Annotated in this window: 16 protein-coding genes; 6 read left to right on the top strand and 10 right to left on the bottom strand. The window is 55.1% G+C overall.

The genetic code is table 11. The features are described from left to right. Nucleotides 1–8: 8 nt before the first annotated feature. Complete coding sequence (gene flgF / locus C5O22_RS12080; protein WP_132782159.1) at nt 9–857, bottom strand: flagellar basal-body rod protein FlgF; 849 nt, start codon at nt 855–857, stop codon at nt 9–11. Between the two features lie 108 nt (nt 858–965). Between flgF and C5O22_RS12085 the strand changes: the two genes are divergently transcribed. After that, on the top strand, nt 966–1979 hold the full coding sequence (locus tag C5O22_RS12085; protein WP_243692940.1) for a DMT family transporter: 1014 nt from the start codon (nt 966–968) through the stop codon (nt 1977–1979). 62 nt (nt 1980–2041) lie between these two features. Here C5O22_RS12085 and hrpB read toward each other — a convergent pair whose 3' ends face one another. The 6 genes from hrpB to C5O22_RS12115 all read right to left on the bottom strand — a co-directional run bounded on the left by hrpB (nt 2042) and on the right by C5O22_RS12115 (nt 10497). Then, nucleotides 2042–4744 (bottom strand): ATP-dependent helicase HrpB, encoded by a 2703-nt coding sequence (hrpB, locus tag C5O22_RS12090; protein WP_132782160.1) that lies wholly within the window; start codon nt 4742–4744, stop codon nt 2042–2044. 44 nt (nt 4745–4788) lie between these two features. Beyond that, the gene (locus tag C5O22_RS12095; protein WP_132782162.1) at nt 4789–5745 is read right to left on the bottom strand and encodes a hypothetical protein; all 957 of its coding nucleotides are present in this window, start codon (nt 5743–5745) and stop codon (nt 4789–4791) included. Nucleotides 5746–5884: 139 nt separating this feature from the next. Next, nucleotides 5885–6568: a hypothetical protein gene (locus C5O22_RS12100; RefSeq protein ID WP_132782163.1), complete on the bottom strand. Its 684-nt coding sequence runs from the start codon at nt 6566–6568 to the stop codon at nt 5885–5887. A gap of 116 nt (nt 6569–6684) precedes the next feature. Further along, nucleotides 6685–8919, bottom strand: a complete 2235-nt coding sequence (ligA, locus tag C5O22_RS12105; protein WP_132782165.1) for an NAD-dependent DNA ligase LigA — start codon at nt 8917–8919, stop codon at nt 6685–6687. After that, on the bottom strand, nt 8871–9671 hold the full coding sequence (gene trmB / locus C5O22_RS12110; RefSeq protein ID WP_132782166.1) for a tRNA (guanosine(46)-N7)-methyltransferase TrmB: 801 nt from the start codon (nt 9669–9671) through the stop codon (nt 8871–8873). The genes ligA and trmB overlap by 49 nt, the downstream gene beginning before the upstream one ends. A 28-nt stretch (nt 9672–9699) precedes the next feature. After that, nucleotides 9700–10497, bottom strand: a complete 798-nt coding sequence (locus tag C5O22_RS12115) for a hypothetical protein (RefSeq protein WP_132782168.1) — start codon at nt 10495–10497, stop codon at nt 9700–9702. A 286-nt stretch (nt 10498–10783) separates the two neighbouring features. On the opposite strand from C5O22_RS12115, the gene C5O22_RS12120 reads away from it, so the two are divergent. Further along, nucleotides 10784–11086: a glutaredoxin family protein gene (locus C5O22_RS12120; protein ID WP_132782170.1), complete on the top strand. Its 303-nt coding sequence runs from the start codon at nt 10784–10786 to the stop codon at nt 11084–11086. A 71-nt stretch (nt 11087–11157) separates the two neighbouring features. Continuing rightward, complete coding sequence (locus C5O22_RS12125) at nt 11158–11487, top strand: ferredoxin-thioredoxin reductase catalytic domain-containing protein (protein ID WP_132782171.1); 330 nt, start codon at nt 11158–11160, stop codon at nt 11485–11487. Between the two features lie 138 nt (nt 11488–11625). On the opposite strand, the gene C5O22_RS12130 is transcribed toward C5O22_RS12125, so the two are convergent. After that, nucleotides 11626–12792 carry a DUF8084 family protein gene (locus C5O22_RS12130; protein ID WP_132782173.1) on the bottom strand — a complete coding sequence of 389 codons (1167 nt, stop codon included), beginning with the start codon at nt 12790–12792 and terminating at the stop codon, nt 11626–11628. 86 nt (nt 12793–12878) lie between these two features. Between C5O22_RS12130 and C5O22_RS12135 the strand changes: the two genes are divergently transcribed. Then, complete coding sequence (locus C5O22_RS12135; protein WP_132782175.1) at nt 12879–15143, top strand: hypothetical protein; 2265 nt, start codon at nt 12879–12881, stop codon at nt 15141–15143. 137 nt (nt 15144–15280) lie between these two features. Here the strand turns inward: C5O22_RS12135 and C5O22_RS12140 are convergent, their stop codons facing one another. Beyond that, complete coding sequence (locus C5O22_RS12140; RefSeq protein WP_132782177.1) at nt 15281–16054, bottom strand: hypothetical protein; 774 nt, start codon at nt 16052–16054, stop codon at nt 15281–15283. A 1-nt stretch (nt 16055) separates the two neighbouring features. Continuing rightward, on the bottom strand, nt 16056–16331 hold the full coding sequence (locus tag C5O22_RS12145; protein WP_243692941.1) for a DUF503 domain-containing protein: 276 nt from the start codon (nt 16329–16331) through the stop codon (nt 16056–16058). A 63-nt stretch (nt 16332–16394) separates the two neighbouring features. Between C5O22_RS12145 and C5O22_RS12150 the strand changes: the two genes are divergently transcribed. Continuing rightward, nucleotides 16395–21524, top strand: a complete 5130-nt coding sequence (locus tag C5O22_RS12150; protein ID WP_132782180.1) for a hypothetical protein — start codon at nt 16395–16397, stop codon at nt 21522–21524. Nucleotides 21525–21803: 279 nt separating this feature from the next. Next, on the top strand, nt 21804–23045 hold the full coding sequence (locus C5O22_RS12155; protein WP_132782182.1) for an acetate/propionate family kinase: 1242 nt from the start codon (nt 21804–21806) through the stop codon (nt 23043–23045). Nucleotides 23046–23261: the final 216 nt, after the last annotated feature.

Below are 23261 nucleotides of genomic sequence, written 5' to 3' on the forward strand. Positions count from 1 at the left end.
ACCTCCTCTTAGACCCGCACTACTTCGTTGATGAGTTTTCCGAGCATCCCGTCCTCTGCCTGGATTACCTTTTGATTGGCCTCATAGGCCCGGTTTACTTCGATCATCTGGACCATTTCAATGACGGGATTAACATTCGAGGCTTCCACAAAGCCCTGGATCACCTTAGGGCGCCGGCCTTCTTCGATGATCCGGGCAGGGCCGGACACATCCGTATCCTTGTAAAGGCTGTTTCCCTGCTTTGCCAGGTACCGATCGTTCTCAAATTCCACAATCTTAAGGGTGTCCAGGAGCACCGTCTGGCTCCAGGTATTGCTCTCTTTGGAGGTAAACACCTCTGGATCATCGGGATATTCCGCGTTCACCCAGACCCGGCCATCCTTATCAATCTTGAAGTTATGTTCCTTTACCCGGATAGGCCCATGTTCACCCAGAACAGGATAGCCATCCTTGGTTTCAAGATAGCCTTCTTTGCCAAGCTGGAAGGAACCATTGCGGGTATACCGCTCTCCCCAGGGGGTGGCCACGGTAAAAAAGCCCTTTCCATCCAGGGCCACATCAAAATCACTTTCCGTTTCTTTTAACGCCCCCTGTTCAAAAATTGTAAAAAGTTCATTCGTTTCGACGCCGGTTCCAATCTTACCGATGATAGGAGCCGCATCGGCAGAACCAAAGGGATGTAGATACACCCCATCATCGTTGAGCCGACGCAATAAAAGCTCAGGGAAGGCCTTGTGAATGGCCACATCCTTTTTATACCCATCGGTATCCACATTGGCCAGATTGTTGGCCACCGCATCAAGCCGGTACTGCTGGGCAGTCATGCCGCTTGCACCGGTATACCATCCTCGAATCACCGCCGTTCCTCCTCCTTTTGTATCGGCATAAGACGGAGAAGGCTTAAGCCATAGCCACAGTCCGACGGCGTTTACCTTGCGGGAAGTTTTGGGTACTATGGCCCTATCATGAAGAATAACAAGATAGAACAGCTTACGGGCATTGGAGCTATCGCCCTCTGTGCCCTTCTGTGGAGTACCTCAGGACTTTTAATCAAACTTATTCCCTGGCATCCTATGATCATCGCCGGTGGACGGAGTGCCATAGCCTTTTTCCTCATTTTGATAAGTGGCGGCATTGGGTTATCAAAAAAAGAAACCATAAAAAATAACGAATCGACAGCCCCTTCTTCCCTTACCTCCCCTTCCTCTCATACAGCCCCTTCATCCGTGGGGAACCCTTCACCGGGAAAGCAGCGTTCCTTCCTATCCTCTCGCTTTTTCCTCTTTCTAAAGGGTCCCCTCTTTTTGGCAGGCCTCTGGTACGCCCTGACCATGATTCTTTTTGTCATTGCCAATAAGCTTACCGCCTCGGCCAATGTCATTGTGCTGCAGTATACCGCCCCCATCTGGGCCGCTCTTTTTGGCTGGAAAATCGCCGGGGAAAAACCGCGATGGGAACACGGGCTTGCGATGGTTCTTGTCATGATAGGACTGGTGTTCTTTTTCAGTGAAGGCCTCGCAGGGGGCTCTCCCCTGGGGGACCTTTTGGCCCTCGTATCGGGAGTCTGTTTTGCCCTCTACTCGGTGTATATGCGGCTCCAAAAAGAGGGGAACCCCGAAGGGTCCCTTCTCCTTTCCCATGGAATAACCGCCCTCGCAGGCCTTTTCTTTCTTTTCTGGAATCCGCCGATCCTCAGTTGGTCTTCCCTGGGGGCGCTCTTTGCCCTGGGAATTTTTCAGATTGGCCTTGCATCGCTCCTTTTTGCCTATGGTATCCGGAGGGTCTCTGCCCTTCAGGCGATGCTCATTGCCATGATTGAGCCAGTGATGAATCCGGTCTGGGTTTTTCTGGTAACCGGCGAACTTCCCGGTCCTGGGGCCTTTGCAGGGGGGCCCATCATTCTGGTAGCGGTAGTCGGTTCAGCCATCCTCGGCATGTATCACCAAAAAAGGGAAGAACCCGATCCTCCCTTTGATTGAGGCAAAAAAGGAGGGGGCCCGACCCCCTCACTGTATGCTGGGGCAAGAAAAGGTAAGAGGAGTTAGTTTGTTTTTTTCTGTTCGTCCTCCCCTGTACACAGGGGATTCTCGGGCCAAAAATGCTTTGGGTAGCGCCCCTTCATTTCCTTACGAACCTCCCTATAGGAACCGCTCCAGAAGCGTTCCAGATCATCGGTAACCTGAATGGGCCGATGGGCCGGCGAAAGGAGGTGAAACACCAGGGGCACCCCACAGATACGGGGCGAAGCACCGCAGCCAAACACTTCCTGAATCCGGATATGGAGACGGGGTGTGCCATCCCCATACTCTATACGGCGCTGCCGACCGGTGGGGGTCCTAAAGTATTCGGGCACTTCCCTGTCCAGAATCGGGAGGAGTTCCCACCCCAGGCGACTCTGGAGGGCCAGGAGGAGAGCTTCTCCATCGATGATGGGGCCTTCCCCTTCGGTACGGCCCGCCCACACATAGGGCCCCAGCCAGTGGGGGGCCTCTTCGACAAGGGTCCGCTCTTCCCAGAGGAGAGAATCTACCGGTCCCCCATGGGAGGCCCAAAACCGAAGCCGCTCCAGGAAACGGCGAGGCGCCCCATCCAGATCATCGAAGGGCAACACCCCCAGGCCCTCCCGTTCCAGAAGTACCGGCAAAGCTTCGATGACCTCCACGGTGGTACTTTTGCGGCGTTCTTCCCGAATCACCAGGCGACCCGCCAAAAGGGTTTCCGCCGTCCGGGGGACAAGGCCATCCCACACCAGTTCCGTGGTCCGCCGTACCAGGGGATGCAAGCCCCGGAGGGCCTCCTCTTCCGAAAGGGAAACCGCCAGATGGATGCGACCCAGGCGAAGCCCCGCATCAACCTCGGGGGCCACCAGCCACAGGGCGGTAGCCAGGGAACCTTCAAGACGGGCCTGACGCCCGGAGGGAAACTGGAAACAGCCCTGTTCTACCTGGCGGCATATTCTATCAGGAAAGGCCTGAACCAGCAGCCTTCCCAACCAGGAATCATTCCCTGCATTGTCTACAGAAAAGGAAGAACCATCAGGGCCAAGACGCCGGTACAGGTCCCGGGCTATTTCAATAGTCCGTTCCACCCAGGGCTTAGCCCGGTTATCCGATACGGCCATGACTTTTTGAAGGGTTTCCTTTTCGGTCCCCCCGTCGATACCAGAGTCCCGAAAGAGGGACCCCGTTTGTTCTTTTCGAAGGCCCGTAACGCTCTTTTCGAGCATCCCTATGCGAAGCTCCAGGTTTTCATCGGGTATCCCCGACCCATCCCGTTCAGAAAGGAAGGCCGCAAGGAGGCACCCCTCCGCCGGGATCTGCAACGTTTCGGCCGCTAACACGAGGGCCGCAAGCCGGGGGTGCAGCCCTAGATGAGCGGCTCGACGGCCCGACGGCAACACCTCGCCGGTTGGACCAATAAACTCGATTTCCTGTAAGAGTTCTCGTCCCTGGTCCCAGGTTCGCTGGGGCGGCAACTCAAGCCAGGGAAGGGCCTCCCGGTGAGTCGCCCCCCACAAACAGGACTCCAGAACAAGGCCACTGAGCTCGGTGCGAAGAATCTCCGGCTCCGTGACAGCCGGTCTCGGCTCTGCGGGATCCCAGAGCCGGATGCAACGCCCTGGTCCCAGGCGGGCAGCCCGGCCGGCCCGCTGGGCTATGGAACTTTCACTGGCCGCCTCTAAGGAAAGCCGGTTCATCCCCGTAGGCTGATGGAAACGCTCGAGCCGCACCAGGCCCGTATCCACCACCAAGAAAACGCCGGGGACGGTAAGGCCCGTTTCGGCGATATTCGTGGAAAGCACAATCCGCCGACGAGCCAGGGGGGACCTCTTTCGAACCCGTTCTTCTCTCCCCTTCCTGGTGATATCGCGCTGGTCTTCCGAAAGGGGGGTAAGCACCCTTCGTTGTTCTTCAAGGGAAAGGCCTCCATGGAGAGGAAGAATTTCGATGTCCTCCCCTATCATCCCTTCCCGTTGAAAATCCCAGAGGGCCCCGCGGGCCTGCTCAATCTCTCCCTTTCCCGGAAGAAAAACGAGCATCGTCTGTCCCGAGGGAAGGCCCTCGAGGGCGAGCAGTTCTTGTACTACCCTCGCCGTTTCTATCCCCAGGGGCTCCCGATGGGGAAGGGGCCGATAGGAGATTTCGAGAGGATAGGGAGCCACGGGACAAACATGCACCAGGGATTCGTCCTCAGGGACATTCAAAAGGGGCCGGACAACCCCTTCAAGCTGGGTCCCATCGAGGGTGGCGGACATGATAAGAACTTTGAGATTCCGGCCCATTCGGATAAGATCCATCACCAGAGCAAAGGCCAGGTCCGTAGCGGCAGAACGCTCATGGAACTCGTCAAAGATCACATATTCTACCCCCGGAAGGTCCGGCTGGTCCTGAAGACGACGAATAAAAAGTCCCTCCGTGACCACCTCAATGCGGGTATGGGGACCTACTTTCCGTTCAAGCCGGACCGAATAACCCACGGTTTGGCCCACCTCTTCTCCTAAAAGGTCCGCCATTCGACGGGCGATGCCCACCGTCGCAAGCCGACGGGGCTCAAGCATAAGAATTGCCGGACCTTCGCCCGAAGAAGGAAGGCCCCGTTCCAGAAGGGCCAGGGGCACGAGGGTTGATTTTCCACTCCCCGCCGCGGCCTCAAGGATTAGAAAGCCCGTCTCTTGCACCCCCCGGCACACATCCGCCAGGTGGGGAACAATGGGAAGATTCGTTTGTTGGAGAAGGTCCTGCATAGGATTACGGTTCCGTTTGTTAAGATTGCCTTTCTTAAACGTTTCTAAAAGGGGAATTTTTCTTTCAGGGTAAGACCCCCTGTCTGTTCTACCCGTATTTCATAGCGAGAGCCGGCGCTTACCCGTTTATGGATGGCGCTTCCATAGAGGGAACGCACGATCCCTGCGGGCCGGGAACGGCTGTCACTGCGGAGCAGTTCCATGAGTTCTACCAGTCGTTCCCGATAGATGGCCGGAGCTATACCGTAAATATCTTCGTCAGAACGATAGTACATGTAGGGGACCCCCCGGGCATCAAGACCACCCAGGGGTATTCCTTCAACCTGGGGAACCACATCGCTAAAAAGGCGATAGGGGATAGCGAGGTTAATTTTCCGACCCGCCGCAATTTCCGAATAATCAAAGTTGCACACAATAGCATCGATAAACAGTTCCTGTCCTGGTAGCTCAAACTCCCGGTGTTCCGCGGGGGTGGTAGGCTGGGCGGGATTGTAAAAATCCACCGAAAACCGCATGATTCCCCCTTTTGTTGAATGGACCGTAACCTCTGCTACCCGGAAGGAACCTTCCAGGTGTTTTAACACGGTTTGTAGTTCCCGGATACGCTGTTGAGCCTGGAATACTGCATCAACCTGTTCTATGGTTTTTCCTATCGCCACAAAAGAAAGACCGATAGCCGCCAACAACAGCAAGGTAGGGAGGGCCATAACAAGACGCCCTATCATTTCCAGAAGGGTACTGAAAAAAAGAAAAATCCCCTCTTTTACAGAGAAGTGTTTCCCCGTCCCAAGGGCTAACAGGTGCTGGGTTTTTATTTCTTTCATGAATCGCATTATGAAGAAGCCCAACGCCACAAACCCCACAATGACGAGGCCCTCCGCCGTCGTAAAGAGAAAGAGTAAAATGCGGGAAATGGTGATTATCACCGTAAAAAACCCCTGATTCTCGAGGGGCGTACCTGTACTGGGACTGGACTGGAGGATTCCTTCAAAGGTATTCATGTCAGAACCGGTTCTCCTTTCTTTTTATTTTGATGGCCATTCTCAACATACCTGAATACTGTCCAGAAAAGAGCTTGAGCCACCGCGAGGACCACCCACAGCAGCGCCATGAACGGCCCATGGGACCAAGGCTCGGCGCTTATTCTTCCACAATTTCGAGGGCCCCGTCAGCGTGGACCACCAGGGCGTACACCACCCCTACTTCAAAGGGACGCAATTGTCGAATATCATGGACCGCGTTCCCAAAGATCTTACTAAAGCGTTGAGAAAGGTCCCCATCCCGACTGGTTCCCAAAAGGCCTTCGCTGACCTTGAGGCGCTGAAAAAGCACCGTCAGGAGCCGCCGGCTTTCGGCGCTTAAGGTGGGGCTTTCAAAAATACCCGGGAACCCCTCATAATCATAGTATTGGAACAAGAGGGTCCCCGAACGGGGAGCTATTTGATCGGTAAAAACCCGGAAGGGGAACACGAAATACTGCTTTCCGACGGGGACCACCAGGGAATCGATCACGAGTTCACTCCCCCGCCAGGATCGTTCAAAACTGGCAATTTCTTTTCCCTGGGGAGTATAAAAGCGAAAACGGGCCGCAATTTCCGTATCGCTGCGGCTCATCAACATAAAACGAAGGGGAATGGTGGTAGCCTGTATTTCTTCAATCCTGGTTTCGAGGGAATGGATTACCTGTTTTTGATACCAGAACACCACAGCGGCTCCCACAAACAATAGGAGAAGTACGAGCAAAAAGAAAAAAAATATGATCCGTCCTGCCTTTTTAAAAATCCAGGGAATCTGAACTTTTCGCTGGCCACCTTTTCTTTGCATAGGCCCTTCCTTCTTTGATTCTCCCTTTCACCCCACACCCCTCGGGGAAGCCCCCTACAACAAAAATCCCTCTTGTAAACCAAACAACCACGGAAGCCCCTCTCGCAGGGCTCCCCTTACCGCCTTCGGTACCGCCCTATCTCTTCTGGCCGCTGGAGTATTGCCAGGAAGGCGGCCTCATCGATGACCGGAATTCCCAGTTCCTGGGCTTTCCGATTTTTTGTCGACCCCGACCCGGGATCATTGGTTACCAGGAACGACAGATCCTTCACCACCGAGCTTTTGACCTGCCCTCCCAGGGCTTTTACCCGTTCTTCTGCGGCGCTCCGCTTCATGCTCACCAGTTCGCCGGTAAAGCAAAAGGAATAGCCCCGCAGGGGCAGGGTATCCGGATGGGGAGGCGGAGCAATACGCACCAGGCCTGTGGCCAGGACCCGATCCATGTCTTCTTTTGTTTCCGCCAGGCCTTCCACCAGGGTTCGGGCGAGGATCTCCCCCACCCCATAAATCTGAGAGAGATCCTGTACCGTGGCGGCCCGAAGCTTTTCCAGGGTATCGAATCCCGCCGCCACGATCCGCTCCATAATGAGTTCTCCGATACCTTCGATATCAAAACCGGCGACAAACGTGGTAAGGGGTAGTTCCCGGGGAGTCCGGAGATTCCGAATCACCTTGGCCGCAGAAAGTTCTCCCATCCTGTCGAGGGCCTCGAGTTCTTCGGTGGTCAGGGTGTACAGGTCCGCAATGCTGCTCAGCCGGCCCTTTTCGTAGAGCCGTTCCAGGAGCTTTTCCCCAAATTCCCGGATCTCCAGGACCGAGATCCACTTTTCTATCCGATGATGGATCCGCTTAGGACAGTTCTTGTTAGGGCAGTAGAGCTGGGTTCCCCCGTCCACCAGGGCGGTCCCACAGGTAAAGCAGTGGCGGGGAAGTTCAATTTCCTGGAGACCCTCGGGAGATCGGTACTCTTCGCCAGGGGCAAGGCCTTCAATCTTAGGGATGATTTCGCCCCGTTTTACCACCAGAACCCGGCTTCCAATTTTAAGCCCCAGGGAACGGATCATGTCGGGGTTATTCAGATTCGCCCGCTGCACCGTGGTTCCCGCAAGACGAACCGGTTCGATGATCCCAATGGGGGTATAGGTGGCCCCGGACTGGCTCCATTCCACGGCCTTTAACACCGAAATCGCCACTTCCAGTTCGAATTTAAAGGCAATTTGCCGTTCCGGTCGGGCCTTGCGGAGGTCCGCCATGTCGGTGACCCAGTCTTTTACCACCAGGCCATCGATATCGTACCGGAGGGTTTCCCGTTCCTGGCTGATCTTGTTTCGGTAGGCAATGATATCCTCGATGCGAGAGAACACCCTGGTAGGGGGCACCAGAAAGCCCCGGGCCGCAAGCCAGGCGATCTTTTCTTCTTCGTTTTCAAAATAGTGATCATTTGCAGGATCCGCCGCATCATAGCACACCACTTCCAGGTCTTCGCAGCCGGTCCCATCCTTTCGTCGCATAAGACCGTTGGCCGCATTGCGGCAGTTTGCCTTGTCGGCATATTTCTCCTTCCAGACCGGCCGGGGCATGAGCACTTCGCCCCGAATACCTCCCGAAAAAGGAATATCCAGGACAGGCAAAACCCCCTTCATTTTGAGGGCATTGGGGGTGATATCGTCCCCCACAAGACCATCCCCCCGGGTAACCGCCCGAACAAGGCGACCCTCATCGTACTGCAGTTCCAGGCTTGCCCCATCAAGTTTATACTGCACCACATAGCGGGGAGCCCGAATTTTCTGGGCCCAGGCGATAAACTCCTCGGGGCTTGCGGCCTTTTCCTGGCTCCCCATAGGGATGCGGTGGGCCGCCTTGGGAAAGCCATCGGTACTATCCTGACCAATCTGGGTAAACAGGGGATTTTCTGGATCCAGCGCCTTAAGTTCATCCCAGAGGGCATCAAATTCGGCATCGCTAATTTCCCCTTCCCCATTGTAGTAGGCTTCCTGATAATGTCTGATGAGAGCTTCCAGCTGGGCAACCCGCCCGGAACGCCCCTCTTTTTCCTCCGAAGAAGCCCCAGGGTTCTTCTCTTTCTGTTTTTTTCCTTCTCCCTGAGACAAATCCTGCGCCGACGGGATCCTCTCCGACAACGGAGGCCCCTTCCCAGCCAAGGGGTCCTTTCCCGAAAGCACAGGCTCTTCTCCCAACCCGCGGTTCTTTTCTGGCGACGTAGTCTCGCCCACCGACGGGGCATTTTTTCCCTTTTGAGGGCGGCCCTGGGACCGGTCAGGCGGCGAAAGCTCGCCCCCCCTCAGTTCTGAGTCTCCAAAGAGGTCCCCTTGATAAGGTACAGTTCCCATATGCGGTGATCCTTTGCTTTTCCTTTCCTTTCAAATTTAGTCTCTGGGCGCCACTGTTGTCCACGGGCAAACCCGTTTTCCGCCTCCGCTTCTCCGGCCTTCCAATAGGGATTCAAAAGCCCCGGGGTCGCAGAGAATTCCCGCAGGGCCCAGTATGCATAGTCTTCCCAATCGGTGGTCATATACACATAGCCGCCGGTTTTTAGTTTCTGGACTAACAGATCCGTAAAGGGCCGCTGGATGAGTCGCCGCTTGTGATGCCGTTTTTTGGGCCAGGGATCGGGGAAAAAAATATGGAACGCCGCCACCGACTGGTCCGGGATCATATCCATAAGCACTTCTACCGCGTCGTGTTCAATAATCCGTATGTTTTCAAGATGCCGTTGTTCGATTTCCCAGAGGAGCTTCCCCACCCCGGGGCGGTGCACCTCGATACCGAGGTAATTACATTCCCGATGGGCCTCTGCGATGCGGGCTGTGGCATCCCCCATCCCGAAACCAATTTCAATGGTCACGGGATTGGTATTCCCAAACAGAGAAGCCATATCAACAGGACCCTTTTGATAGGGGATGCAGTAACGGGGCGCCAACTCGGTATAACTGCGTTCCTGGGCCGCCGTCATACGGCCGGCCCGGAGCACAAAGCTCCGTACCCTTCGCCACTGGGCCCTATCGGGAGAAGGACCCCTTTTTTCTTCTTCAGAATTTTCCTGCGGATAGGAAAAAGATTCTCTTTCTTGTCCCTGTTCCATATCTTTTTACCTCGTATGGTTACTCCTATTAAGGGAGGCCCTGGATGCTGGTAAGAGCAGCGATACCCCTATCGGGATCCTCCGCCCAGAGCGCCACGGCCCGGGCAGAACCAGGGAAGCCCAGATCCCTGAAAGCCCCCTGGGCATGGCTCAACGGTACGGTTCGAATAATCCGAAGATCCTGATCATATACGACAAGATCATTCTTAGGATAGCTTGAAACGATGCGGTAACTTCCCCTATCTAAAATAAGCTGAGGAAACGCAGACACCGGCGTAAGGGGCGCATCAAGTCCCACAGACCGCTCTACCTGCTCTCCCCCCTTATCCCGGAGGATTATTCGATAACGGCCCCGGGGGAGCGGCCCCGAAGGATACATCTGAATTCTATGGCTCCCAATCCATACCCTTCGCGAGGGTCCCTGGGAAGACGGGGGAGAGGCATTTTTTTCTCCGCCCCCCACCACCGGGGGCGCTTCTGCTTCACCGGCGGCCAGTCCTTCCAGCAAAGGCTCCCCTGGGGGGGGACGCAGCGCCCCCGGCGAATTCTCCCCCTCCTCGATGCTCAGCCAGTCCTGACGAGTAAGTTTCCAGTAGAGTTGACTTTCATCATGAATCAGGTACAGTTCTTCCAGATCCTCAAAGCCATCATCATCGGCGGGGGCAACAAAAAGACTGAGGGATTCTTCAATTTTTCCCTCTTTCTGCGCATATATTAGGCGGAGACGAACCCCTTCGATACGAGGAGGCTGACTTGAACAGGCAAAAAGGAAAAAGAGACACCCCAGTATCCCTGCGATTTCCTTGAACCTCCGAAGGGTAATCATCCTATTTCCTCGTTTTATTTTGAGCATCTCCTCGCCCCACCATACCGGTTCCCTATTTCGATGGGCCCCTTCCAAAAGGGAACACACCGACCTTTGTGTAGCCCCAGGCTATTGGTACTATAGCCGCTTTTTGTCCCTTCCCGCAAGAGAAACATCTCTTTACCGGGAAACATTCAGGAAAACATTCAGACGCCGAGGGAAACCCCGACATTCCGTAGCACAGAGACCCAAAGGGTTGCCATTTTTTTTTGACGACAGTATCCTTACAGTATAAGGAGCGCAGGCTATGTTTGACTATATCACCTACACCACCGTAGAAGGTCCCCGCCAGGCTCATCAGGTAGAAGTATACGCCCTTTCTACCTGTGGTTTTTGTAAAAGGGCCCTGGAATTCCTTAAAAATCAGGGGATTAGCCATAAGTACGTCCATGTGGATCTCCTTCCCCTGGAAGTAAAAAACCAGATAAAAGAGGCTCTTCGCTCCCAATTCAACCAGGCGGTCTCCTTTCCCTTTCTGGTGATTGATGGGAAAAAGGCCCTGGTAGGTTTTGTGGAAGCGGAATGGCGAAAAGCCCTATTAGACCAGTAAGGGGAAGGCCCTCGACGAGAAGAGAGGTCCCCTGAAGGCACAGACCCCATCGGTAAAGTAAGGAATAGACCATGAAGGAAAAAAACAAAGAAGAGGTCCGTCGTTTTACGGAGATGGTGGCCCAAAAACAGGGGTGGGTGTTGAGCCAGGATACGGCGTTGTACGAGGACCTCGTCACGGGGCTTATGGTAAACTGGAATCGATACGGATACTTTCTTTGCCCCTGCCGGGATAGCGAAGGAAGCCGGGAAAAGGACCAACCCATCATTTGTCCCTGTATCTATGCCCGGCCGGATATTCAAGAGTATGGCCACTGTTTTTGTTCCCTCTACTGGTCAGAGGACTTTGCCCGATCCGGGAAAAGCCCCCAGGGCATTCCTGACCGCCACGTGGAGGGGTAAAGGGAGAAACCCTCCGGTACCCCAAAAAACAGAGAGGAGTGCCATCCCAAAAGGGTCTTCTCCCGGCGGATAACCAACAGGGTCCTCGCCGCGGATTTTATGAGAGGCGGATTTTATGCCCCTTCAGAGAAGCATCTTTCAGAGATAAAAGCTCAAGGTGATGATCGTGGTATCGGAGGCCTTAATCTGGCTTACCACGGACTCAAATTTTACATTCACCTTCTCACAGGCCTCACTTAAGTAAGAAAGATAATAGAGGCCCAGTTCGGTATCGGTTCCCCCTTCGGGAATTTCCCGGTAAAAATCAAAGAGGCTCTTTCGCTTCAGGTCCGCCGATTTTTTAGAATCGATACTTTCTTTTATGACTTCGTACTCCGCTTCTTTGTTGTACAGGGTTACCTGGAGTTTCCCCTGGGTACCGATAGAGGTTCGGGTGCCCCCAATCTTCCACGACACATAGACCAGTTCCTCGTTGCGGATAAGCTCTTCAATTACCCGGTTGCGGATGTTTTGATCGAGCAGGACCGCATTGGGATCCACCGCCCCCCGGTACAGGATATTCGCCTGGCGCCGGAGGTTAGCGTTTTCCGCATTCACCGCGAGCTCTATAATCATCAAGGCCATGTATTCGGCAATCCGGCCCTTTTCCATATATTCCGCCAGGGTATGCCGGATATCCCGGATGAGGGTATCAAAATTTTCTACCCCCCTGAATTTGGTAAGAATAAACCAGATCACCGAGCGCAGATTGTTAAGAAATTTCTCGCTCAAAAAAAGCTGGACGTTTTTCTCTTCCGGCAGAAGATTGGGGTTCTTCATTATCGCGGTCCGGATGGGGGACAGAATTTCATCCTTCAGTTCCTGGACCTGCTTTTCCCGTTCTTTCAGGTAACTTGCAAGGAAGGACTCGTTAAAACGGGTTTTTTCATCAATGATTGAAGAAGGGTTCATCCGGTTCCAGCGCTTTATCACCTCCGAAGAAAGGAGCTTGGAAAAAAGCACATTATTGTATTGCCGATAGAGGAGGCTATACACGATAAGTTTGGAAAGATCCATGATTTCCTGACGGCGGGATACAAACTCCGCCCGGGCAATTTCAATCTTGGAAATATAATCGATAAGGAGCATCCGCTGAATCGCCGCAGGAACAAATTTATCGAGCAAAAGACCATATTCTTCCACATTATCCGCTAACTTAAAGCGGGCGAGTTTCTTGTTTTGTTTAATAAATACGGTCGTTCCCTCTTCGGTAAGCACCACCTTAAGGGGAAGTTCCAACACGGTTTTCTTTTCTTGACTTGGCATACCCCTATTATAACGGGAGAACCCCATTCTGTCACCTTGATTCTGACCTTGACCGAATTTTCTCAGCCGATTATGGTACAGGAGTAATGAACAGATCCCGTATCTGGCGCAACATGCTGATCCTGTGGACAGGAAGCTTCCTCTTTTTTAACACGCCAGGAGCCTTCTCCGAGCTCTTCCCTCAGGGAGGGCATACATCTTCTGCTATTTCCCTTGAAAGGAGACAAGAAGCCCGAAACGCCACAGGGGCACTCCACCAGAAATTACGGGCCTGGGGCGTTTCGGTGGAAGTTCAAGATCTTCTTAAAGAGTACGGGAGCTTTGGCAGTTCCCTCCTGGTACCGATTCCTTCGGCAGGGGCTTCTCTTTCTTCCCGAACCCTGGTACTCGCCTGTTCCCTCGCAGATCCAGAGGGGAAAGACCTCCTTACCCTCCTTTTATATCAGATTCACCAGGGAAATATCCGGCCGGGAGTGTCATTGCTGATTGCCTTCTTAGGAGAAGAAGAACCCCTCTCCCTCGACCAGGCCAGCGCCACCCTCTTTGATCCCCCCCCACCATATCGGGGTTTACAGGCCCTGTTGGATCGTTTTGAGGATCCTGAGGCGGTAAGCCTTATCTACCTGAGTTTTTCTCCTCTCTCCACTCAACTGACCCTTCAGTATGGAAGCTCTGGCGCCCTTGCCTCAAGTCAGCTCCTGGCAGCGGTTTTTCACTCTCTAAAGAAGGCGGGGCTTCTCAGCACCCTACCAACACCCTACACCATCCTGTATAAATTAGGCCTTATCACCGGCGACCCCCGGATGGGCCTTATGGCAGAAGCAGGCATTGATGGCCTTCTCATCGAACTTCCTATCGAGCTTCCCGGCAGGGGAGGTACAGCCTCTGAATTTCCTACCGCAGAAGAAACCCATGCCCCACTGCCAGCCCAGAACGGTCATTCCGCTTTAGAAACCGCACTGGGACCGGTTACTACGAGCCGCGGGCTTTCCTTTTTTAAGGAATTACTCGAAAATCCTTCCTGGAGCTACCTCCAGCGGGATCAGCACTATTCACTCTTTCCAACGTTTCAGGGGACATGGTATATATTGCCAGAAAAACAAACGGTCCATATTTTGCTTGTGCTGCTCTTTGCGCTCTTCTGCTTTGTGGGAAGCTATTCCATCATCTACCGACAGAGCCTCCTGGTTCAGTGGATTGTCTTTATTCGTCGTTCCTGGGTGCTTTTATTGTATTACCTTGTCTTTGCGGTCCTCTGTTGGGGAAGTTCATTTTTTATATCTTTGTGGAATTTTAATTCCCCCTATCCGCCGGCCCTTTTAAAAATCCTGCTTGCCACCGCCGTAAGCCTTGGCCTTTTTTCTTTTTTCAGTGGTGTTCATGTACCCCGGAGGGCTGAGTTTTACGGTCATGGGGCGTTTTTTTTTCTTTTTGTCATTTCCCTTGTGGCGGTCTCCCTCGATGTGTCCTTCTTTTTACCCATCCTCTGGTTTTTTCTGTGGGTTTTTCTCGCCAGTGTCTGGAAACATCCCGTCCTTAACGGACTTGCCCTTATCATGGCTCCCCTGCAGTTTGGCCGTATCCTGTATACGACCTACACGCTACAGGAAACAACCCTGGCCCACCACCTCCTTTCCCCGGGGCTGGGAGAAAACATCCTTCTTGCCCTTTTTGTGTTTCCCCTGCTCCTCCTGCTAAAGCGCCTCATCCTCCTGAGCTACCCCCCAAAACGGTATTCCCTCGCCTGCCGTTTCCCTTTAGAGCTCGCTTTACCGCTCGCCATCCTTGCCATGACGGGCATCCTCTCTTTTTCGCCGGGGATGGTTTCCCTACCGTTCCTTCCTTACCCTGGAGTTCCAGGGGCCATGCATGGGCTTCCCAATAGGTCAGAACCTGGATTACTCCCTGCGGGGGAATCCACAAACCGCGAAGAGCTGGCAGGCGTCGAATCGGATCAAGCCAGAGAAACTCAGCCAGCCCGGGGAATCGATGGGACAGGGACCATTCAATACAGAAGTGGTCCCGTATCCTCAACCATCCTCCAGACAAGGCTCACCACGATTACCTTTTTTGATGAAAAAACCCTCTCTCTCAGCGTAACCTGTACAGGGACTCCTACGCTTATTTCGATACTCCTCGAGGCAAGGTCCCCCGCCGGGGAGAGACTCGAGATATACAGTTCCCCCGTACCGGTAACGTTTATGAATACCCACACTGCCCGGTTTGTGCTGGGACCTCTGCCGTCCAATCCCCTTGTTCTGGATATTACTGTTCCTGAAAACCTCAAGGGAAGATTTATTATTCGGGCCTTAGGAGAACAGACAGGCGAAGAAAAGGAAGTACTCTTTTAGGAACGCAAAGCGGCGCCTCCGGCTTTCTCAAACCTCACATCAGAGATACAGCCACCGCCCGGACCTTTCTCCCGGTCCTATTCCAGAAGACCCCTCTAGAGGCTGAGGACCACCCACCAGAAACAGGGCCCTTCGTGTTATTTCCAGGACAGGCTGTATTCTACTGCCTCAGGGGCAAGCAGAATGTCCGCCGTCGGGGCCGTAAAAGTAAGACGCAGGCCCGAGAGGCTCAGGGTGCCCACCTTTCCCCTTCCAATACCCCGCCCTTCGTAACTGGGAACCGTGGGGGTCGTAATAGTGAGGCCTATTTCGTAGCCCTCAAAAACGGAGCGAACCAGGTTTTGTATGTCCGGATCGGTCGTAGCCGGCCCCGGGGCAAGCCGGATGACAAGGCGCTTTTGATCGGCCTCGTCAGAGAAAGATACGAGCCGCCCGGTGGAATCAAGAAAGACCCTGAGGGCATCCAGGTTCTGAAAGGCCAGCTCCGCCAGGACGGTGATATTTTTTTCATCCTGCCGGGTATTGTAGGAACGGAGCGAAAGGCCCGGCACTCGGGTGACGGTTCGTTCAAAATCGACCTTCCCTACCGGGAAGGGCAGAAAACGTTCGTTCCCGTCTAATTTCCCCAGGGACTCTACCATCCGGCTTACCTGATACACCAACTGTATCGTACCGCTCCCATCCTGGCGAATCGTGATATTCGACTGGACCCCCACACAGGAAGAAAACAACAAAAGGGTCACCATAAGGACCATGCCTAACCAGCCTTCTTTATTTTCCCTGCCAAATAAAAGGGTCCCTTTCCTCTTTTTTTCTGGTCCCTTCCGCTCCCCCTGCCCGAAGGGCCCACAGGGAGATCCGGGGAGAAATTCCATTCCCTCCGCCGGGAAACCCCATCGCTTTTTTTTCACCTTAAAACTCCTCCGAGTAAATTTGCACATCCTGGATACGAACCGGCACATCCTGTTCAATCATGGTAAAGGCCTTCTGGAGCACCGACTCTCCAAAATGCTTTGAATTCGACACGACCGCCCCACCAAGGTGAGCAAAGGACAGGGAATCCTGCAGGTCAATTTCGGCCACACTCATGTTGAATTTTCTCTGGAGCCGATCCTTTACGGAACGAACAATGCGCCGCTTATCCTTTATGTTTTGCACATCCGGTATTTCAAATACCACCTGAATCATAGACACAACCATAGGCACTTGCTGGTAATCCCAGCTTCCTCTGGGATATACTATACACTATCAATGGAAGGTTTGCGAAGACACCCCTACCCAAGAAAGACCTGGTTTGGCCTCTTTTTTTTTGTGGTTCTCCCCTTTCTTGTGGCCCAGGAGGAAACGTCGGGAGGCGAGGCTGAGGTACCATCGGCGCCCTCCCCGGAACAAACAAATACCACCCCCTCTTCGTCGTCGGCAACCAGCACGTCGACACCATCAACGAGCACCACGCCGGTAACGTCAATGGCCACCGGCGGAAGGGTCACCCTTTCCGGCCTTTCTCCGGAGGCGCCGGCGGAATTCTTTTCCATGGATATTAACAACAGCAAGGTAGATCTTTTTGTAACGGGGTCCTGGGAAGGGAGCCTCTCGGCCCAATGGGGACTTTCCCTTACCAAACTGGGCTGGCAGGTAGCGGCCACCGAGACTCCCATCCTGTTTTCCCAGAAGGCGGATCTTACCCTGAGTCTTTGGGTCGATAATCGGTGGTTTATCGAAGGACGATTTGTCGAAGGTTCCACATCCAACAGTTACCGGGCAGGCTATCAGGGCACAGAGGAAGAGATAGTCCAGTACGTAGGGATTGGCAACCGGGGCCTTGATTTTCCCAGCTTTCCCTTTTTGGACGTAGGGGGTAACTCCGCAAGCTCCTTTGGGGCCTATGGCCACTTCCGATGGGGAAATCTCCACCTCCATAGCCTCCTTCGCTACGATGGGGCGGTCCGCAAAGAAAAGTGGTACCAGGGTCGGCGGGAAGTCCAGAAGAACACCTACAGCCTGGATACTATGGTACGGGGCCGTTTCTTTGTCCTTCCCGACACGAATATCAAAGACGTTCGGGTCTTTATAGAAGACGAAGCAGGAACGCTCAGGGATAGTCGGGGAAGACGCTGGGGGGAACTTAAAACCAGTGAATACGCCGTAAGCACCCAGGATGGTATTCTGGAGCTTACCGCAAGCCCCAGCCGAAAAGTGGCGATCCTGTATAGCACGGCCACTTCGAGCACCCCCTGGGAAAGCAGCCTTGGCACCTATGGTGATGGAAGCACCGGTGGTTCGCTCTACCTTAAGACCCTCCAGGACTATGTCAGCGCCGCCTACAATGCGGGGCCCCTCGCCGCCGCGAAAACCCCTCCCCTCCTCCGCAACTACCCCCAGTGCGGCCAGGAAGAGAAAAAACCGGGGGATACCGACAACATCCCGGGGACCATCACGCTTTTCCTTGATGGGAACAGCACAGCGGCCCTGGTCATCTGGGAACGGGGAACCTTTTCTCCCTTTGAACGGCTTTCCCGCTATGCCCTGGGCTCTGCGGAGGCAACGCCCGAACTGGTAAGTGCCAGCACCGGCGCGGCCCGCCGGGACTATACCTTCGAATCCGTGGAGGTCCTGGGCAACCTCTCCGCCCCATCGAGCAGCGGGGAAAGTTCCCGGGGCGGTCCCCTTTACGAGCTTATTCAGGCCGGAACTTCCTACGATAGCCGGAATCCGGCCACCCTCTGGCCCCTGGTGGGAATAGCCCCCGAACTGTACCTCCCTGGCTATCACCCAAGTCCCGTGGACCTGGTAATCCAGGTGCGTTCCTATGGAGCGGAGGATAATTTTTCCATCGGCACCGATGTGCTCCCCGATTCCGTCCAGGTGTACCGGAACGGGGTCCTCGACAGCTTTGCCACCTACGATAGTGAAACGGGAACCGTTACCCTGGGAAGTCCCCCGGGCTCCCAGGAACTTATCCACATTACCTACCTTTCCCGGAGCGCCGAACGGACCTTCGGAAGCCTTGCGGCGGCGGTGGGGCTTGAATATGTACCGGCGGAGTCCTTTGCGGCCCGACTTGCCCTGGGGACCCGATGGAACCTTAATCCCGCCGCCTACAGCAAGGCCGGCGAAAGCAACGAAGGTACCATCAGCATGGGAGGAGAACTCCGCTGGACCAGTCAGGAACACCGCATCCAGCTGGCCGGGGCCCTGGGCCTTAAAAACACCGACACCACCGGGCTCTACCGCGTCCTGGGTATGGAGGGGGCTGAAACCATTACGGAATATGATGGCTACGACGAGAATGATTACTTCCAGAGCCCCACTCCCATCAAAAAAAGCGACAGCATGCCCTCATGGGTCAGCAATTCCCTTGAAGCCTCCAGTCAGGCACCCCTGGTGTACCGGAACTACACCCAGACGAGCGCCATCGGGCTCAGCACCCTTACTCCCATCGAATGGGAAGGGAACCAGCTTGTCTCTAGCGTCTCCGGCCCCTACCCCGTATACGACAAAAGCCTGGACGAGCCCGTTTTGGTGGCCGAGACAAGCCTGAGCTCCAGCCACTACTGGACGGGCTTTCAGGTTGAACTGGGAGAGAAGGCAAGTGTCCTTGAGACCGCCAAAACCATCACGGTGCCCCTCTATTTTTACGGGGCTACTCCGGCCCAAAACCTAGAGGTCTACCTTCAGATGGGGGATCTCACCGACAAGGATGAACTGTATCCCGAAAACCCGCAGCGGATAGTCACCAAAAAGCTAGCCACCTTTTTGGTGTCAGGGGGAAGCGGAACCCTGAGCTACCCCACCAGTTGGACCACCCTCACGGTGAACCTTTCCGACGAGGACCGACGCGTCCTCCAGAACGCCCGGGCCTTCCGGATTCTTCTTCTTCCCGAGACAGCCCCTCCCACCGAACCCCTTTCCTTTAGCCTTGTCGTGGGGCCCCTCATCATCCATGGGAGTTCCCTCAGGCCCATCATGGCGATCGAAACCACCAGTGGCAGCGAAAGCACCCTTACCATCATATCCGCCCAGGACAGCACGAGCGGCGCCGCGGTAGCAGCGGCAGAGGTGTATGACCCTTCGCTTCGTTCCCAGTTCCCCAGCCAGATTGACCGGCTCCACAGCGATGGGTCCCGCCAGCGGGTCCTGCACCTTCAGTGGGAAAGCCCCGATCCGGCCCCCACGGGAAGCCGCACCTTTCCCGGGGCAGATGGACGGCTCCCGCTGCTTCCCCTGCACCACTACAAAGCGGTAAGTTTCTTTGTAAAGGGACCCACAGCAACCACAGAGTCCGAGCAAAGCAATCTGAACCAGGGGACCTTCCACCTTATCGTGGGGCCGGGGCCCGATGTAGCCGGATCTCCCCGCACCGCCGTCCTGGAGGTACAGTTTCCCCTGAGCGCCCTTTCGGCAGACCAGTGGCAACAGGTCCTGGTTCGCTACCAGGGAGACTCCCCTGGCGTGTACGTGGATGGGAGCAAGGTAACCGGGGCAACCGTAAGTTTTCGGCCCGAAAACCTCCTTTTAAGCAGTGGAAGCGAAGCAAATACCGATACGAGCGCCACCGGCGACGGAAACAACACCCACTACCTCCTCTGGTACCTCAAGCCCGCTGCTACTACTACCATCCCCGATGGGGCCATCAGCCTGGATGAACTGTGCCTCGAAGAGCCCCTCTGGGCCCTTACGGGACAGCTTGCGGCCCAATGGGCCTGGAACCACAAGGGGGTGGTGCTTGCCGCGGGCGCTTTCCCTATCCTGGAAAATCCCTCCTTCAACCTCACTGGCCAGGGCAGCCTCCTTTCTGCCCTTGAGTCAGCCCGCGCCATAGAAAACAGGGTTTTCCAAGGGCAGGGGAATTTTTCTCTCCAGATCCTCGGAATGGATAACAGTGGCTGGTTCCGCCTTCGCCTTACCCAGCAACAAAACCTTTCAGAACTTACCAGCGGTGGGGGACACAGTCTTGGCCTACCCCTGGGCCCCCTCAAGCTTCAAAATATTTTTAGCTACGAGCCAGAAGAAGAAGCGGTAGAACAGCGCCTGGTGATGAGCCTCCCCGCCCTCGCCAACTGGAACGCAGAAGCCCGGACCCTTCGCCAATCCCTTAAACAGTATCGCAGTTGGAAAAGCAGCGTTTCCCATACCACGGACCCCTTCAAGATAAGTCTGGGGGCCAGTGCCACCTGGACAGAAACGATGGACACCCTTTTCCCCCTGGCATCCTATGGTTCTGCCTGGCAAGAAAGCCTTGCCCCCCTCATTCCCGATGGGGGAAGTTCTGCCCGTATCCGGAACCTGACGGGGAATTTCTCTACCGGCCTTACCACCCAGCCCGTGGGGGTACTCCTTGAAGGAAACTTTTCTTCGGTCACTTCCCGGACCCTGGATACAAGCCAATCGAGTACCAACCTGCGACTTGAACTCCCAATCCAAGGCCCGTCGTTCCGGTTAAACACAAAGGTAGAACGCCGTTTTTCCTGGACCGTGACCGATGCGGGCCAGGACGTACCCTCGGACATCCTCTACGCCGGGGAAGGACTGTCCCAGGCTCTGCCGCTCTGGATAAGCCTTCCCCTGTGGAGCCTGGGGGACCTTCAACAGGCATTCACCTTTCAGGGGCTCTTTACCCAACCCCTGCTCCCCACCGAAATTTCCCAGGCCCTCTTTATCGACAGTTTCGAAACCTCCCTCTCCTTTGCGCCCCTCTCCTCCCCCTGGGCGCTTCTTAGACCCACCACCACCACGATAGGCATACGCCGTACCTTAACGCAACGCCTGGACACCTTTTCTGACCAGCATTACCTAACCGGAAACCTGAGCTGGGCGGCTACGAACCTTTTCGGCGCCTATGGCATGGTGCCTCTGTTTAGCTGGTACCGGGACGATAGCTTTAATTACGGTATCGAAGGTTCCAGTACCTTTGTGGATTATCATATCGATACGTGGAGCTTTTCGTTCTTTCACCGGCTTACCTTCTATGGTTTCCAGAACAATCAGGGGATGAGCGAAGGCCGGCTTTCGGTGAGCTCCGATAGTTGGGCCATCTCCCAGAGCCTTAGCTTCGGTCGGCCCGGCGACAAGAGCCTTTTAGCAAGCCTATACAAAGGGTGGCAACAAAAGGAAAGCCCCCTCTGGAAGGCCTTTCCTTTTATTGAAGAAAATCGACACCAGAACCCTACCTTTACTCTTCAGGATAGCCTTACCCTTAAAATCACCCAGAAAGATGATACCACATCCTGGACCTTCTCGGGTAACCACGAATCGGTGGTAAGCGTCACCCGCCGCTTTAAGCTCACCGCCTTTGCGAGACTCTACCTTACCTCCGATGGCGCTGCCCAAACCACCACCTTCTCGATAGAAATGGGCACCACCCTCAAAGTCCAATTTTAAAAGCTTGAGGAAGTGGTTCTGCCGGGCCCGGGGGTTATCCGTCTGGATCCTCAAAGTACCACTGGAGCCTTTGAGCCCCCCGTCCAACCGCCCCCCTTTCCTTTGCCCTGCAGAAGATTCTCTACGGGGTCCCCTCAAGAAACCCGGCCCACTCAAACTAATCTGGAAGTTAGACGGCAAGCGGTAGGGGTACCTGTAGAGCAGGCGGCTCTGCACGGGGTCCCCTTTGCCTTCGGGGCCCCCTTTGCCTTCTTTTCTCTTCGTGATATACCCATATCCATGGCAACCATTCTCGTCCTCAATTGTGGAAGCTCCACCATCAAATTTCAGCTGTTAGACATGCCAGCGGGCAGACGGCTCCTTAAGGGGGCTATCGAAAAAATCGGCCAGCAGGAAAGTAAGGGCCGCATTTCCTACGATGCATCCCTGGAACCCTTCCGCCGCTTTTCCTCCCCTCAGGAAGAACACCCTTCCAGCAAAGGCAGCCCGCCTTCTCTCGAAGAATCCCTCCCGGCCATCTCTTACGCCGACGCCTTCGACTGGCTCTTTGCTCACCTTCCCCCTACCCTTCCGCTCGATGCGATTGGGCACCGGGTCGTCCACGGGGGGCCCTACTTTAACCAGACGGTACGAATTACCCAGGAAGTGGTGGAACACATCCAGGCCTGCAGCAGCCTTGCCCCCTTACACAACCCTATCCAACTAGAAGGCATTCGCCTGTGCAAGACGCACCACGGAGAAATTCCTCAATTTGCTTCCTTTGACACGGCCTTTCACCGGGACAAACCGGAAGTACACCGTATCTTTGCCCTTCCCCGACAGCTCTGTACGCAGTTTGGCTACGAAAAATATGGCTTCCATGGGGCAAGCCACCGCTACGTGGCCCGCCGGGCTGCCGCACTGCTCCAACGTCCCCTGGAAGAACTGAGACTCATCTCCTGTCATCTTGGTGGCGGCTCCAGTATTACCGCCATCCATCGGGGAAAGGCCCTGGACACCACCGCCACCTATGGTACCTGTACGGGCATGCCCATGGGAAGTCGCAGCGGAGACATCGATGTGGCAGTCATCCTTGACCTTATCCTCCAGCAGGGGTACAGCCCCCAGGAAGTCTCCGACATCCTGTATAACCAGAGTGGCCTTTTCGGCATCAGTGGCATCTCATCGGACATGGCCGAACTCGAACGGCTAGAACAGGCAGGCCATGAGGGGGCCCATCTTGCGCGGGAGTACTACGTCTACATGATTAAAAAGTTTATAGGCGCCTTTGCGGCCCTCCTGGAAGGGGTCGATGCCATCATCTTTACTGGTGGCATCGGCGAAAAGGACCATGATATCCGGGAACGGGTATGCCGTTCCCTGGGATGGCTTGGCGCCCGGATAGACCTCACCAAAAACCGCGGCGCCCAGGGAGAAACCCCTATTTCCACCACCGACTCAAGGGTAACCCTCCTGGTAATCCCCACCGACGAAGAACTCGAAATAGCCCTGGAAATAACGGAGGCCCTTGAAAATATATAGGAGGGGGAGCACCGCACCGCCCCCCTTTCGGCTCAGCCCGCACCAAACCGTCGCCTCGGCCGCCGCGGCTCCCCCCTCGCGCCTGCTTCCTTCGCCGCTTCCACAGCCCTCCCCGGCCGGGCTTCCAGCCCGGCCCACTCCCCCAGAGCCCACGGCTCAGGCGATCAGGCGCTCCCCCCACTCCGGGACCACCCACGGCGGGGCCCTTCTCAGGGC

Origin of the sequence: Treponema sp. J25 (assembly GCF_004343725.1) — a bacterium.
GTDB lineage: Bacteria > Spirochaetota > Spirochaetia > Treponematales > Breznakiellaceae > J25.

Coding starts and splice junctions, on each gene's coding strand:
- C5O22_RS12155 (WP_132782182.1), top strand. CDS start 21,804: ATGGCAACCATTCTCGTCCTCAATTGTGGAAGCTCCACCATCAAATTT.
- C5O22_RS12135 (WP_132782175.1), top strand. CDS start 12,879: ATGAACAGATCCCGTATCTGGCGCAACATGCTGATCCTGTGGACAGGA.
- C5O22_RS12085 (WP_243692940.1), top strand. CDS start 966: ATGAAGAATAACAAGATAGAACAGCTTACGGGCATTGGAGCTATCGCC.
- C5O22_RS12150 (WP_132782180.1), top strand. CDS start 16,395: ATGGAAGGTTTGCGAAGACACCCCTACCCAAGAAAGACCTGGTTTGGC.
- trmB (WP_132782166.1), bottom strand. CDS start 9,671: ATGGAACAGGGACAAGAAAGAGAATCTTTTTCCTATCCGCAGGAAAAT.
- C5O22_RS12120 (WP_132782170.1), top strand. CDS start 10,784: ATGTTTGACTATATCACCTACACCACCGTAGAAGGTCCCCGCCAGGCT.
- C5O22_RS12145 (WP_243692941.1), bottom strand. CDS start 16,331: ATGATTCAGGTGGTATTTGAAATACCGGATGTGCAAAACATAAAGGAT.
- C5O22_RS12095 (WP_132782162.1), bottom strand. CDS start 5,745: ATGAATACCTTTGAAGGAATCCTCCAGTCCAGTCCCAGTACAGGTACG.
- C5O22_RS12100 (WP_132782163.1), bottom strand. CDS start 6,568: ATGCAAAGAAAAGGTGGCCAGCGAAAAGTTCAGATTCCCTGGATTTTT.
- C5O22_RS12125 (WP_132782171.1), top strand. CDS start 11,158: ATGAAGGAAAAAAACAAAGAAGAGGTCCGTCGTTTTACGGAGATGGTG.
- ligA (WP_132782165.1), bottom strand. CDS start 8,919: ATGGGAACTGTACCTTATCAAGGGGACCTCTTTGGAGACTCAGAACTG.
- C5O22_RS12130 (WP_132782173.1), bottom strand. CDS start 12,792: ATGCCAAGTCAAGAAAAGAAAACCGTGTTGGAACTTCCCCTTAAGGTG.
- C5O22_RS12115 (WP_132782168.1), bottom strand. CDS start 10,497: ATGATTACCCTTCGGAGGTTCAAGGAAATCGCAGGGATACTGGGGTGT.
- hrpB (WP_132782160.1), bottom strand. CDS start 4,744: ATGCAGGACCTTCTCCAACAAACGAATCTTCCCATTGTTCCCCACCTG.